This is a genomic window from Collinsella sp. CLA-AP-H1 (genome assembly GCF_040092945.1).
GTDB lineage: Bacteria > Actinomycetota > Coriobacteriia > Coriobacteriales > Coriobacteriaceae > Collinsella.
The window spans coordinates 30,621-45,154 of the sequence record NZ_JBBNKO010000005.1; the positions used below are offsets into that span (position 1 = coordinate 30,621).

Here is a 14,534-nt window from a genome sequence, read left to right on the forward strand (position 1 = left end):
CCAAATTGACTACCCTTAAACCATGGGGAGAGGTCTGCAATTTATGCAGTTGATTGGCTGTTGAGGGTGGCAACGCCGCCTCGATAGGGTAACCTCAATGATTGGTTTCGCGACGGCAACATAACGGTAATGTCGCGGAAACACGGCGAGTCTAAGCTATGACTCGTTCGTTAGTAATCAACACCGCTTCTCACGCGGTGCCGATACGAAGGGAGTTCCGTATGGCCGAACTTACTGACCGCTTCGGGACCATGGTGTTCTCTGAGGAAGTCATGAAGGACTACCTCCCCAAGGACATTTGGAAGCGCCTTGCTGCAACCCTCGAGGGCGGTGAGCCGCTCGACCTGGACGTGGCCAACGCCGTCGCCCATGCCATGAAGGTCTGGGCCATCTCCAAGGGCGCGACGCACTACGCGCACTGGTTCCAGCCGCTTTCGGGCATTACTTCCGAGAAGCACGACAGCTTCCTGGAGCCCAACCACGACGGCACCGCCATTACCAAGTTTACGGGCAAGAACCTCATCCAGGGCGAGCCCGATGCTTCCAGCTTCCCCAACGGCGGCCTGCGCGCCACCTTCGAGGCCCGTGGCTACACCGCTTGGGACCCCACTAGCCCCGCCTTTATCAAGGACGATGTCCTGTGCATCCCCACGGCTTTCTGCTCCTACACGGGCGAGGCCCTGGACAAGAAGACCCCGCTGCTGCGCTCCATGACCGCGCTCTCGCGTGAGTCTAAGCGCGTTTTGGCGCTGTTCGGTAAGACCCCCAAGAAGGTCGTTCCTTCCGTGGGCGACGAGCAGGAGTACTTCCTGATCAAGAAGGACGCTTACCGCAAGCGCAAGGACCTGGTCATCACCGGCCGCACCCTCTTTGGTGCTGCTCCATGCAAGGGCCAGGAGCTCGAGGAGCACTACTTTGGCGCTATCCGCCCCACCGTCTCGGCCTATATGAAGGACCTGGACGATGAACTGTGGGCGCTTGGCATTCCCGCCAAGACCAAGCACAACGAGGTTGCTCCCTGCCAGCATGAGCTCGCCCCTGTCTATGGCGAGGTCAACGAGGCCATCGACCAGAATCTGGTCATGATGGAGAAGATGAAGCTCATCGCCTCCCGCCACGACTTGGTCTGCCTGCTGCACGAGAAGCCCTTTGAGGGCATCAATGGTTCGGGCAAGCACAACAACTGGTCGCTTGGCACCGAGTCCGAGAACCTGCTCGATCCGGGCGACACCCCGCTCGACAACCTGCAGTTCATCGTCTTCCTCACCGCGGTGATCGAGGCCGTCGATAACTATCAGGAGCTCCTGCGTGCCTCTGTTGCCTCGGCCGGCAACGATCATCGTCTGGGCGCCAATGAGGCTCCTCCGGCGATTATGTCCATCTTCCTGGGCGACCAGCTTACCGAGGTCGTCGAGAAGATCATCGATGGCAAGGCTTCTGTCCATGCCACGCGCGGCGTGCTCGACCTGGGCGCCGATACTCTGCCCAAACTGATGCAGGACAACACCGACCGCAACCGTACCTCCCCGTTCGCCTTCACCGGCAACAAGTTCGAGTTCCGTGCCTGCGGCTCCGAGCAGAACGTCTCCGACTCCAACCTGGTGCTCGATGCCGCCGTGGCCAAGTCGCTCAAGTCCTTCGCCGATGCGCTTGAGGGTACGCCCGAGGATAAGTTCCAGGACGCTGCGCTCGAATACTGCAAGAAGGTGCTGACCGATCACCAGCGCATCCTGTTCTCCGGTGACGGCTACTCCGATGAGTGGCCCGTCGAGGCCAAGAAGCGCGGCCTTGCCAACAACAAGACCACGGCCGATGCCCTGCCCGCCTTTGTTTCCGATAAGGCTATCGCGCTCTTTGAGGAGACGGGTGTCCTGACCAAGGCCGAGGCTCAGTGCCGCTACGACTGCAAGCTCGAGAAGTACAACAAGCTCATGAACATCGAGGCTACCACGATGGTTCGCGAGGCGCGTCGTACCTATCGCCCGGTCATTACCGCCTATGCCACCAAGGTCGCTAAGGGCCTTGAGACTATTCGTGCCGCCGGCGCCGAGGCCGCCATGCAGTGTGAGCAGAACACGCTCAACAAGCTCTGCAACGGCATCACCACCATCAACGACTCCATCAAGGCGCTCGACGCCGTGCATCAGAAGGCCGAGGGCCTCGATGGTCAGGAGCAGGCCAACGTGTACGCGCACGAGGTCGTTCCCGCTATGGATACGCTGCGCGCCGCCGTGGATGCCATGGAGGAGATCGTGGCTGCCGACTACTGGCCGGTCCCGACCTACGACGACATCCTGTTCTACGTGTAGAGCGTAACTGACATATCGTCACGGTATTGAGCCGGGGTCCGCATCGTGCGGGCCCCGGTTTTTGTTTGCGAAGGACGCTTTGAAGCCCGTTTTGCCGCCGACTTGCCTAGGTATAAAGGGTTGTGGACAAAAAACGTCAAATATGAGTACTGTCACAAGTCCTGTAGCATTATCTATTTACAAAATATGGGTTGTTACGCAACATATGTCCAAGTACATAGCTGATAAACGCCTGCAATTCTTCCGCCGTAGGACCCCTGGCGTCTAAATCGCCTTCTGATGGCATGAAATCGCTGTTACTAAATTGGTAACAGTACTCATATTTGCTATTTTTTGCCCACAGGCCCTTGGACGACAGTGTGATTTAATGCCCTCGGGGTTCGAATCCCGGCGCATGGGTAGCAAAAAGCCCGCTACCGCGAGGGTAACGGGCTCTTCAATTCAAATGGTGCCCCCAGCGGGATTCGAACCCGCGATATCCACCTTGAAAGGGTGGCGTCCTTGGCCGCTAGACGATGGGGACAGCGGGAAAGAGTATAGCAGACTTTTTTGTCGGCGCGTATATCGTTGGCAAACTGGAAAACCACCACAAAGGTGCCTGTCCCCTTTGTGGTGGTGGGGTGCTAGGGGAGGAGCTTCATGGCTGCGTCGTGGGCGGCGCGCTCGTAGGTGTCGTCGAGGGGCTTGAGCGGCAGCAGGGCTGTGGCCTGCGCGTCGCCACGGCGCTCGAGGGCGTGGGTAATGAGCCAGTCGGCGAGTTCGGGGTTCTTGGGCAGTGCCGGTCCGTGCAGGTACGTGCCGATGACGCCCTTGTAGATGAGGCCCTCAAGACCATCATCGCCGTTGTTGCCGGTGCCCGTGACGACGGACGTTCCGAGCGGCGTGGCATCGGCGTCCAAAAGCGTGCGGCCGCCATGGTTCTCAAATCCCACAAAGGGCTCGGGTGCCAGATCGGTTTTGACGGCTACGTTGCCGATCAGGCGGTCGGAGCCGCGTACGGTTTCGGCGGCAATGACCCCCAGACCCTCAATGCGATCCTCGCCCATATAGTACGAACGGCCGAGCAGCTGATAGCTGCCACAGATGGCGAGCAGCGAGCCGCCGTCCTCAACATAGGATGCGACCTTGTCTTTTTGGGCGAGCAGTTCATGTGCGACCGCCAGCTGGTCGCGGTCGGAGCCGCCACCCATCATGACGATATCGGCATCGGTGAGATCGAGTGACTCGCCCATACGGACCTCGTCCACGCGCACGGGAATGCCACGCCAGGCGCAGCGGCGCTCGAGGGCGATGACGTTGCCGCCGTCGCCGTAGAGGTTAAGGGCATCGGGATACAGGTAGACGATGCGCAGCGGGCGCGAAAGCTCGACTGGCGCGATACCGACAGGAAGAGCGCTGCCGTCGGCACGGGCTACGGCGCGCCCAGCAACAGCGTCGGCGGTGGCGCCTTTCAGCCCGTCGAGCTCCTTGACCAGCGGCGGGAAGGCCGTGTAGTTGGCGACGGCGTAGAAGGTGTCATCGGCGGCCTCGTCTGCCACGGCGCCAATTGCCTGCGCGACGTCCGAGATAATCGCGGCATCGATGCCGGCGTACTTGAGGCGCACCTGCATGTCGTGCGCGCGCGTGCCTCCGGCAAAGGCGACAAGACCCGGCGTGTCGGCGATGCGCTCAAAGTCGACGTCGTAGATCCACGATACATCGTGGCCGTCGGCATCGTTATCGTTGAGGAAGAAAGCGCAGAGTCTGCCGCCTGCCGTCTTGATGGACTGGATTTGTCGATCGAAGCCTACGGGATTCTTAGCCAGGTTGGCCTCGACGGTGCGGCCGGCGATATCCCAGCGGCCCATGCGTCCGCCGGCGGGGACGTAGGCATCGAGCGTGGGCTGCAGGTGCGCCGTATCCACGCCTAACTCATGTGCGGCAAAGAATGCAGCGGCAACGTTGTAGACCATGTACAGGCCGTTGTAGCGCGTGGCGATGTGTACGGCAGCTGCGTCGGACGCAGATCCAAAGACCAGGTCAAAGCCGTAGCCGTCGCAGCCGAGCTCCACGCCCGTCACACGGCGGACCAGTGCGGGGCGTGCCCAACCGCACGAGGGGCAATGGTAGGCGCCGAGTTGACCATACTGCACATAGTCGTACTCCAACGGCGCGTTGCACTGCGAGCAAAAACGCGAGTCGCTAATGCGATCGGACTCGGTGCCCGTGGCGCCGTCGATGCCAAAAGCGATGCTCGTGTTAGGGACGCGCGCGGCAATCGAGGCGCACAGCGGATCGTCGGCGTTATAGATGAGTGTCGTTGCCGGCGAAAGCTCCAGCGCGTGGGCGATGACGTCCTGGGTGTGGTCGATCTCGCCGTAGCGGTCCAGCTGGTCGCGGAACAGGTTGAGCAGCACAAAGTAGGTCGGCTTGAGCTTGGGCAGGACGCGCACCGTGTAGAGCTCGTCGCACTCAAAGACGCCCACGCGCTCGCCGCCGCCGGTTCGCTTGAGGCCGCTGCGGGCCTCGAGCAACGCGCCCACCACGCCCGGCTCCATGTTGTTTCCGGCACGGTTGCATACCACGGTGGCGCCGCTGGCGGCAACGGCGTCGGCGATGAGGTTGGAGGTGGTGGTCTTGCCGTTGGTGCCGGTGATTACCACGCTGCGGTCGACAAGACCCGCGAGGTCGCGTAGCAGCTCGGGGTTGATCTTCATGGCGATGCGGCCGGGGAGTACGCCGCCCTGGCGCTTAAGGACGGAGCGCAGCCCCCAGCGGGCGATATCGCTCGAGGTGCAGGCGAGAGATGAGCGGAAGTTCATGAAGTCGTTCCTAACGTGAATGACATGGTCGTGGCGATTGTGTCGTTAAAAGCCATAACGGCGCGCAAATTCCTGGGCAAGTTGCGATACGTCTTCGCAAGCGTTGGCCCAGGGGGCAAAGTCGGGGGTATCCGAGATGATGCCGTCGGCTTCCCAAACCGCCTGGTGCGAGAGGTCCCAGGGGTCGCGCGGCTCGGGTCGGCAGGGAAGGTACGGCGTCTGGTACATGGGGTTCAGCAAGAAGAACGCGCCGCCCTCGCAGCGGTTGGCAAACTCACGCAGCGCGCGTGTCGCCGGGCGCATCTTGTTCGTTTTGAACAGCAAGATCGTGCGGGCGAGCAGGTACCAGGGGGAGTTCTCGAGGGTATCGGCCCCCATCTGCTCCTCGAGCTGGTGGGCCAGGGCAAAAAAGCCGTCCTCGTCTTCCAAGCGAGCGAGGGCGAGTAGCACGGTGCCTGCGGCTCGGGTGGGGTAGCCTTCCGCCTTAAGGACGCGGCGGGCGTAGTTGGCGGCAGCACGGTAGCGAGCGCTCGCCATGCACAGCTGCGAGATGGCCTCGAGTGTGTGAAGCCACCCGATAAGAGCCGGCTCGCTCACGGTAAGTTCTGCTGCGGTGACACCGTCGGCCAAAACATTATTGGCCCAGTAGTGTGGGGCTTCCATGTCGAACCCGGGCACGCTTTGCTGCAGGTAATCGGCCGTGGTCGCCTCGAGCTTCATCAGGTCGCCCAGGCAGGCGTCGACGGGCGTGTCCGCCAAAATGATGGCGAGCAGCTGGGCATCGAGGACATACGCATCGATGCGGACGATCTTGAGCAGCTCATCGCGCATGTCGTCGAACAGGCGGTTGCGCGTCTGCTCAAACTCCTCGTCGCTGCCCATGTCCTCGATGCGATGGAGCTCGTCGAGCAGGTGGCGATGAACACCGGCGTAGGACAGCAGCGCCTGGGCATGCTCGGACTGCGCATACTTATGAGGGTTGACGTTCACGTCGTTATGGACAAGCTCGCGTGCTGCATCGGTGAGCTCGGGGTGCGACGCAACGTAGGCGCGCTCCAGGTAGGCGGGGATGTAGACGCTCGGATCCATTAGAGGTCTCCTCCCTTAAACGGCAAACCCTGCTCGGCCGCCCGCAGTATGCGCTCATCGATTTGGGAACGCACGATATCGTTGGTGGCGACCCAGGCGGCAAAGCTGGCGTTGTCGGGGGCGCCCAGGCCCTCCTGCAGTACCGGCGTCGCCTCGGATAGCGCAAGGACAAGCTCGTCGGTGGAGCCCGCACCCACGTTGACGCGGGCATAGACGCCATCGGGAAACTCGGTTTGGAAGTAGAGCGCCTCGGCCGCGTGCGGGCACGAGCGTGCGAGGATGCGCAAATAGTGTTCGGCGCCCTCGTAGTCCAGCTCGCGCCAGGCAGCGCTCATCAGCGCGATGAGCGTCCACGGGTCCAAGTCACGCTCCGCGTCCTTGGGGCGGCGGCGCAGCGGGGTATTCGCGAGGTACGGCACGGAGTGAGCGGAACGAAAGCGCTTGAGCTCCTCGGCGGGGTATTCGAGCTTTGCCATGGCGAGCATCGCGGTGTGGCGGACACCAGCGGGGTCGTTGGGGACAAAGTCGAGGCTGCGGTTTGCGGCTTCGAGCGACATGCGATAGCGGCCGCTAATGAGGGCGCGCGATGCCAAGGCGGCAAGCCAGCGCAGGTAGGGGCGGCGCATAAGGTCGCCAGCGGCCTCGCGCTCGTAGGAGTCCTGGGCCGAGGCGATCTTGAGCGCCAGGTCGTGCTCGACCTCATCGCACTTGGACACCAGGTACTGTACGTATTCCTCGTTGGATTCGGCGGTGAGTGCCGTCAGCATGCGCTGGGCATCCCAGTTGGCCGGATCGAGTGCGGCCGCCTCGCGGAGCATGTTCTCGGCAGCTGCCTCTTCCTGCTCTGCCTGGGCATCGTCAGGGATAAAGGGAATGCGGTAGTCGACGGCCTCGACTACCTTGGCAATCAGATGCCCGGCGCGGTCGCGGTCGTGCACGATGAGCGGTGCGGGGTTGCGGGTGAATTGCTCCATCAGACGCTCTACGGCGGCACCGTCGGTGAGCGGGATATTGTCGCGGCGCAAGGCCTCAAGAACGAGGCGATGGCAATCCTCTTGAATGGGATCGAATGCCATGGGGCCTCCTTTGCTGCGGTTAGGGTTCAGATGTTTCTATATAAAGTTCTAGTTTACCCGCATGTGGCACACCGGGGGTGCCGCACTTGGACTTGCACCTTTGCACCACGAAGTCGGATGTCGCACAAATGTCGGCACCATGGACGGCCGAGTGGTATCACGGTGCCGCAAACGGTCGATTTTTGGCGGCGAACGGTGCATATTTTGGAGGGGCACAGTCCTGCCCGGGATATGTAGTCAACCTTGATAAAACGTTTGCCCAGCTTGGGAGTATGAATGCCGCACAAGGGTCTTCAGGGATAGAAAAAACGTTTCATCATTGGCGGCTTTAGGTGAATAACTGACCAACCAGAACGGTAAAATAGTGTTTGTCTGAGCGTTGAGACGTTTAGACATCGCGCATTGTCATCGCCGGCAACGCGCAAACCGGTCCTAACGGAGCCAATTGGGTGCTCCGTTATATACGCAAGTCTAAGAGGGGCTTGTTTAGGAGGCACAGTATGGGACGTTTTACCAATCCTCGCGATCTGTACTTTGGTGAGGGCGCTCGCCACGAGGTGAAGAACCTCAAGGGCAAGAAGGCCATCATCGTTTCTGGCGGCAGCTCTATGCGCCGCGGCGGGTTCCTGCAGGACGTCGAGAACGACCTTAAGGAAGGCGGCTTCGAGGTCAAGCTGTTCGAGGGCGTCGAGTCCGACCCGTCCATCGAGACGGTCATGAAGGGCGCCGAGGCCATGCGCGAGTTCGAGCCCGACTGGATTATCGCCATCGGCGGCGGCTCGCCCATCGATGCCGCTAAGGCCATGTGGGTCTTCTACGAGTATCCCGAGGAGTCCTTCGATAACATCATCCAGCCGTTCAGCTTCCCCGAGCTGCGTCAGAAGGCTCATTTCTGCGCCATCTCCTCTACCTCCGGCACCGCTACCGAGGTCACCGCGTTCTCCGTCATTACCGACTACGCTAAGGGCATCAAGTATCCGCTGGCCGACTTCAACATTACCCCTGATGTCGCCATCGTCGACCCCGAGCTCACCTACACCATGCCCGCCAAGCTGTGCGCTCACACCGGCATGGATGCTCTGACCCACTGCATGGAGGCCTACGTTTCCACCTGCGCCTCTATGTTCACCGACGCCAACGCTCTGCACGGCATCCGCGAGATCGTCGAGTGGCTGCCCAAGTCCTATGCTGGCGACCATGAGGCCCGTCAGCACATGCACGAGGCTCAGTGCATCGCCGGTATCGCCTTCTCCTCGGGCCTGCTCGGCATCGTTCACTCCATGGCTCACAAGACCGGTGCTGCCTTCGAGAACGGCCACATCATCCACGGTGCCGCTAACGCCATGTACCTGGGCAAGGTCATCCAGTGGAACTCCAAGGATCCCCGTGCTGCCGAGCGTTACGCTTACGTGGCCAAGGAGATCCTGCACCTTCCCGGCGAGACCAACGAGGAGCTCATCGCCGCGCTCGTCCAGAAGATTCGCGACCTCAACGACCAGCTCAACATTCCGCAGTCCATCAAGGATTACGCGAATGGTGGCGTGAAGGTCGACGCCGAGAACCCGCAGATGGTTTCCGAGGAGGAGTTCCTCGCCAAGCTGCCCGAGATCGCCGCGAACGCCGAGCAGGACGCCTGCACGCCCGAGAACCCGCGTGAGACCAAGGCTGCCGACTTCGAGAAGATCCTCAAGGCCTGCTACTACGACACCGACATCGATTTCTAATCGACTCTTGTTATCGTAACGAGGGGCTCCGCACGTATCTGTACGGAGCCCCTTTCTTTTTTAGAGAATGGGATAGTTATGGCTGCAATTTTCAATAGCCCCAGCAAGTACATCCAGGGTCCGGACGAGCTCGCCAAGCTCGGCTCCTATGTCGAGCCGCTCGGCGCTAAGGCCCTCGTCATCGTGACGCCTTCGGGCAAGAAGCGCGTCGGTGCCAAGATCGAGGGCGGCTTTGCCGAGGCTAAGGCCGAGCTGCTGTTTGAGGACTTTAACGGCGAGTGCTCTAAGGGCGAGGTCGATCGCCTGGTTGCGCTCGCTCGCGACAACGGTTGCGACATCATCGTCGGCGTCGGTGGCGGCAAGATCCTCGACACCGCGAAGGCCGTCGCCTACTACCTGGAGTCCCCGGTCATCATTTGCCCCACCATTGCTTCGACCGATGCCCCGTGCTCGGCGCTTTCGGTGCTTTATACCGATGACGGCCAGTTCGACAAGTATCTCTTCCTTAAGGCAAACCCCAATATCGTCCTTATGGATACGACGGTTATCGCGGCGAGCCCGGTGCGCCTGACGGTTTCCGGTATGGGCGATGCGCTCGCAACCTATTTCGAGGCCCAGGCGACGCACGATGCCGACGGCGGCACCTGCGCTGGCGGCAAGGGCGGCATGGCCGGCCTGGCGCTCGCCAAGCTCTGCTATGAGACGCTCATGGCCGATGGCGTCAAGGCCAAGGTCGCGCTGGAGAAGGGTGCGCTCACGCCTGCCGTCGAGCATATCATCGAGGCCAATACGCTGCTTTCGGGCATTGGCTTTGAGAGCTCGGGCCTTGCTGCTGCTCATGCCATCCACAATGGCCTGACGATGCTGCCCGAGTGCCACGGCATGTATCACGGCGAGAAGGTCGCCTTTGGCACTATCGTCCAGCTGGTACTCGAGGATGCCCCGACTGAGAAACTCGAGGAAGTCTTGGGCTTCTGCATTGAGCTTGGCCTGCCGGTCACGATGAAGGAACTTGGCGTTGCCGAGCTTACGCGCGAGCAAGCCATGATTGTTGCCGAGGCCGCCTGCGCGCCCGATGACACCATGTGCAACATGCCGTTTGAGGTGACGCCCGAGATGGTCGCAAACGCCATCCTGGGCGCCGACGCGCTGGGCCACTACTATCTCATGGATGAGTAAATCAAGCTAAGGAAGGGGCAAAGCCGACAGATGGCTTTGCCCCTTTTTGCTATGGTGCAAAGGGGCAAGGTTACTTTGCACCAATCGTTGTTTGATGAAGGGCGGATTCTCGTATGGCGCTTCCTATGGTTTACGGCGGTCCCGGCCGGTATGTTCAGGGGCCGGGCGAACTGTCGCGTCAAGGCAGGTATTTGTCATGGTTGGGCTGCGCTGCCTATGTCTTGTTTGACCAGGGCACCGAGGATCGGCTGTGCAGGCAGATCGTCGATGGATTTCTGGACGAAGATCTAAGCGAGCCGTTCTTTAAGATTTATGACGGTCCGTGTACGGACGAGGCCGTTGTCGAAATGGCTAAGGAAGCCCAGGCCGAGTATTGCGACATGGTAGTGGGTATTGGCGGCGGCAAGATGCTCGATATCGCCAAGGCCGTTGCGTTTTATGCCGAGTTGCCGTTGTGCGTATGCCCCACGGCGGCTTCGATGGACGGTCCGTGCAGCGAGATTTCCGATGCCGATTTGCAGGGTGTTGCAAATGCGGTCTTTAGAAACGGGCGCAATATGGCCAACGAGCAGGCCAAGGTGACCAAACAAAAGCTCGTGCAGCTCATGCGCGAGGCATAGCTTGGCGCTTGATTGATCTTGTGCAATCGAGGCGGCGATAGGCCATAGGCTATTTGCCGCAAAGATGCGCCGCATGTAATTTGCCCAAGGCGTGGGCCGATAGCGTATCATTATCTCTTGCTTGTTTGCACTGCTCAGGGAGGGGCCGCGCATGGCGCAGGAACACGATCTGTTTGATGACATTATCGAGATCAGCAAGGGTTTCGACTTTCTTAAAAACCCGCTTGGCGGTGTGACCGATGCACTCGATCCGTCGGCGCCGCAGTGGAATCCTGCCGACTACAAGGAGCGTCCGCGCGGTAACACCATTCCGTGCCTGACCTGCAAAAACGAAAAGAGCGGCTGCACCGCGTGCATGGACGTATGCCCGGTCAACGCTATCGAGGTCGAGGAAGACGCCATCGAGATCCTCGACTCCTGCCGCAAGTGCGGCCTGTGCGCCGCTGCCTGTCCGACCGAGGCGATCATCTCGCCGCGTCTGGCGCCCAAAAACCTGTATGACGATATCGTCTCTGCTGCTACGAGCCACGAGACCGCCTACGTCACCTGCACGCGCGCCCTCAAGCGCATGCCGCGCGAAAACGAGGTCGTCGTTGCCTGTGTGGGCGACATTACGGCCGAGACCTGGTTTTCGGTACTGGCCGACTATCCCAACGTGAGTGTGTACCTGCCGTTGGGCGTGTGCGATAAATGCCGCAACACCGGCGGTGAGGATATTCTGGGCGAGGCGATTGCGAAGGCCGAGGAGTGGTCCGGCACGGGTATGGGCCTGGAGGTCGACCCCAAGAGCCTCAAGTGCCATAAGCGCCGCGAGTACGAGCGCAAGGAGTACATGGAAAAGATCGCCCGCACCACGGGCCTGACGGTGACCAAGCTCAATCCGGCGACGGCGGCGCTGGCCTCGGTGACGCAAAAGCTCAAGGCCCATCGCCATCAGATTACCCAGCTGGAGCGCACGCTCAACACCATGTGCGGCACCACGACGACCAAGCGTCGCCGTTCGCTCACGCACGGGCGCCAACTGGTGCTCTCGACGTTGCAAAACCACCCCGAGCTTGCCCAGAACATGCAGGTGAGCACGCCGGAGTGCGATTTTGACAAGTGTACGTCGTGCGGCGAGTGCGTCAACGTGTGCCCCACGTTTGCCTGCGATCTGGTGGGAAGCGGCCGCTTTGCGTTGGAGTCCACGTATTGTTTAGGCTGCGGCGCCTGTGTCAAGGTTTGTCCCGAGCATGCGCTCAAGCTTGTTGAGCACGACGCGTCCAATCTGGTCGTCGTCGATCCCGAAGCCGAGGAAAAGGCCGCCCAGAAGGCGAAGGCTCACGAAGAAGCTGAGAAGGTCAAGGCCGAGGCAAAGGCCAAGCTGGACAAGATGCTCGACCAGGTGGAAAAGCTCGCGGACTAGTTAAAAGAGCGTAAATGATGGCCGGCGGGGCAGGTACTGCCCCGCCGGCCAAAAAAGTTGCGGTGGGATAGTTCCTGTTTTGCCCTTAAGCTGGCAATTCTAGGAACTATCCCACCGCAACTAATAGATGGTTAGTTCATGCTGCTTTGGTGGCCGGTTCGACCGGTACCGTTGCGCGTCACGGTTTCGTGGAGCAAAAAGAACCCGGGGACCTGTTTGGTCTCGGTGTATTCCATAAGGATGCCGTCGGCGTTGTAGGTCTGCCCGCGTATAACGGCGAGTGCGTTAAAGTCGTCGAGATCGAGCACGCGCGTATCCTCGGGCGTAGGATGCTCGATCGTTACATCGCGTTTGCCCGTGGCAATCTTAATGCCAAGATCTTCTTCGAGGTAACGATAGATCGAGTCGTTGACAATCTCGGGTGTCAGCCCCGGTACTTGTGAACTTAGGTAATAGGAGTCGTCGGAGCACACGGCTTGTCCGTCTGCATAACGGATGCGTTTGGCGCGTGTGAGCTCACAGCCTTCGGGAAACCCGGTAATCTTGGAGAGCGCCTTGCTGCAGATGAGGAGCTCAAAGACGGTGGTGACAGTCTTGAGCTCAAAGCCTCGGTTGACCGCGATTTCCTTAAAGGTCTCGAGTCCGCCGCCGCCACGACTCGTTTCGTCACTGATGTTGCGAATGACGCGCATGCCTTTGCCTTGCTGGGGGGGCACGTAACCATCTGCCGCAAGCATCGAGATGGCGCGACGGACCGTCATGCGCGAACAGTCAAACAGCTGCGTGAGCTCAGTCTCCGAAGGCAGATAACTCTGATAGGCGTATGTGCCGTCGTCAATCGACTGCTTCACGTTGTCATAAATAGTTTGGAAGATGGCTCGCGCCATGACGGTCTCCTAGAGCTGGGCGCGTGAACGACGGATGAGGGCCGCCCGCGCAGGTGTCAATCGATTTACTTGCTGGGGTCGATTATATATTTGCCCATGGCACGCAGGGCCGGGTCTGACAGGATAGCGCCGAGTTCGTCGAGGGAGGCTACCTTTGCGACCATCGAGGATACGTCGAGCCTGCCGGAGTCGATGAGTTCGAGCGCGCGACGCTGTGTATAAGGGTTGATGTAGGACGAGGTGAGCACGAGCTCCTTCTGGAAGACCTCGAAGGGCTTGACGGTGATTGTCTCATCGGGCTTGGTGAGGCCGAACATCATGACCGTAGCCTTGTGGCCGGCGATCTGGATGGCCTGCTCGATGGTGACGGGCTTGCCAACACACTCGATAACGACATCGACGTTGCCGACGCCCTCCTGCTTCAGGCGGGCCGGGACGTCCTCGTGGATGGAATCAATTGCCAGGTCGGCGCCGAGTTTGAGCGCAACCTCGCGCTTGCCTTCGACAGGCTCGAGCAAGACAACCTTGGTGGCGCCGGCGTTTTTAGCAAGCTGCATCATGAGCAGACCGATCATGCCACCGCCGATAACGACAACTGTGCTGCCGGGCTTGATGTTGCACATATCGATGCCGTGCAGGCAGCAGGCGACGGGCTCGGTCATGGCGCCCTGCTCGAAGCTGGTGTGATCGCCCAACTTGTAGACTTGCTGCATATCGACGGAGCAGTACTCGGCAAAGCCGCCGTTAACGGTGGTGCCGTAACCGGTCATATGCTCGCAGTAGTGGTTGATTCCGTCGCGGCAGGGTTCGCAGCAGCCGCAGGGATGGTTTGGGTCGATGCACACGCGATCGCCCGGTTTAAAGCCGGTGACATCGCTGCCCACGGCCTCGACAACGCCCGCAAACTCATGACCAAGGATCGTGGGCGGGGTAACGTCGGCCGCACCCTTGTCGCCTTCATAGATATGCACGTCGGTGCCGCAGACGCCGCAAGCTTTGACGTTGATCAGAACGTCGCGCCTGCCCACGGCCGGCTTTGCCGATTCCTCGACTCTGAGGTCGTGCTTTCCATAGAAGACCGCGCTTTTCATGGTGACTCCTTAACGTAGCGGTGAATGTTGTAATGAAGTATAGGCATGTCTATAGATATAGACAAGCACATCTAGACAAGTAGAAAAGAAAAATGAAATGCAGCCATCAACTATGTCAGATTTAACAGGCGAAATACTGGACATATACCGTTTACGGCCAATAATCAACCGTTTACCGACCGTTGTATTTATGCTAACTTGTCTAGATAAGTGATATGATAAAAATAGAAGCGCAAGAAGTCAGGGAAGCGGGCCCACCCGTCCTATTGCACGAGGTACACGCAAACGGCGCGTCTGCGGTCTCGAGTGAAGCCAAAACCGCAGTCGCTCCGAATGAAGAGAGGGGGATTCCC

10 protein-coding genes and 1 tRNA gene are annotated in these 14,534 nt (G+C 60.1%); 5 read left to right on the forward strand and 6 right to left on the reverse strand.

The annotated features are described in order from the left end of the window. The first annotated feature begins 221 nt into the window (after positions 1–221). Positions 222–2,309, forward strand: a complete 2,088-nt coding sequence (locus AAAV44_RS04095) for a glutamine synthetase III (protein WP_349114686.1) — start codon at positions 222–224, stop codon at positions 2,307–2,309. A 446-nt stretch (positions 2,310–2,755) separates the two neighbouring features. Here AAAV44_RS04095 and AAAV44_RS04100 read toward each other — a convergent pair. The 4 genes from AAAV44_RS04100 to AAAV44_RS04115 all read right to left on the reverse strand — a co-directional run bounded on the left by AAAV44_RS04100 (position 2,756) and on the right by AAAV44_RS04115 (position 7,275). Continuing rightward, a tRNA-Glu gene (locus AAAV44_RS04100) sits at positions 2,756–2,832 on the reverse strand. Between the two features lie 100 nt (positions 2,833–2,932). Next, positions 2,933–5,110 carry a MurT ligase domain-containing protein gene (locus tag AAAV44_RS04105; protein WP_349114687.1) on the reverse strand — a complete coding sequence of 726 codons (2,178 nt, stop codon included), beginning with the start codon at positions 5,108–5,110 and terminating at the stop codon, positions 2,933–2,935. A gap of 45 nt (positions 5,111–5,155) precedes the next feature. Next, a complete protein-coding gene (locus AAAV44_RS04110; RefSeq protein WP_349114688.1) occupies positions 5,156–6,199 on the reverse strand; it encodes a hypothetical protein in 1,044 nt (347 codons plus the stop codon). After that, on the reverse strand, positions 6,199–7,275 hold the full coding sequence (locus AAAV44_RS04115) for a hypothetical protein (protein WP_349114689.1): 1,077 nt from the start codon (positions 7,273–7,275) through the stop codon (positions 6,199–6,201). Before AAAV44_RS04115 ends, AAAV44_RS04110 begins: the two co-directional genes overlap by 1 nt. 500 nt (positions 7,276–7,775) lie before the next feature. On the opposite strand from AAAV44_RS04115, the gene AAAV44_RS04120 reads away from it, so the two are divergent. The 4 genes from AAAV44_RS04120 (at position 7,776) to AAAV44_RS04135 (ending at position 12,203) form a co-directional block, all read left to right on the forward strand. Further along, on the forward strand, positions 7,776–8,999 hold the full coding sequence (locus AAAV44_RS04120) for an iron-containing alcohol dehydrogenase (protein ID WP_006234677.1): 1,224 nt from the start codon (positions 7,776–7,778) through the stop codon (positions 8,997–8,999). Positions 9,000–9,077: 78 nt separating this feature from the next. Beyond that, the gene (locus AAAV44_RS04125) at positions 9,078–10,178 is read left to right on the forward strand and encodes a glycerol dehydrogenase (RefSeq protein WP_117563611.1); all 1,101 of its coding nucleotides are present in this window, start codon (positions 9,078–9,080) and stop codon (positions 10,176–10,178) included. Positions 10,179–10,303: 125 nt separating this feature from the next. After that, positions 10,304–10,798 carry an iron-containing alcohol dehydrogenase gene (locus tag AAAV44_RS04130; protein ID WP_349114787.1) on the forward strand — a complete coding sequence of 165 codons (495 nt, stop codon included), beginning with the start codon at positions 10,304–10,306 and terminating at the stop codon, positions 10,796–10,798. Positions 10,799–10,949: 151 nt separating this feature from the next. Beyond that, positions 10,950–12,203, forward strand: a complete 1,254-nt coding sequence (locus tag AAAV44_RS04135; RefSeq protein WP_349114690.1) for a 4Fe-4S binding protein — start codon at positions 10,950–10,952, stop codon at positions 12,201–12,203. 131 nt (positions 12,204–12,334) lie between these two features. Here the strand turns inward: AAAV44_RS04135 and AAAV44_RS04140 are convergent, their stop codons facing one another. Both AAAV44_RS04140 and AAAV44_RS04145 read right to left on the reverse strand, forming a co-directional pair. Next, positions 12,335–13,090: a GntR family transcriptional regulator gene (locus AAAV44_RS04140; RefSeq protein ID WP_349114691.1), complete on the reverse strand. Its 756-nt coding sequence runs from the start codon at positions 13,088–13,090 to the stop codon at positions 12,335–12,337. 65 nt (positions 13,091–13,155) lie between these two features. Then, entirely contained in the window at positions 13,156–14,181 is a 1,026-nt protein-coding gene (locus tag AAAV44_RS04145; RefSeq protein ID WP_217750999.1) for a zinc-dependent alcohol dehydrogenase family protein, read from the reverse strand. Between the last annotated feature and the right edge of the window lie 353 nt (positions 14,182–14,534).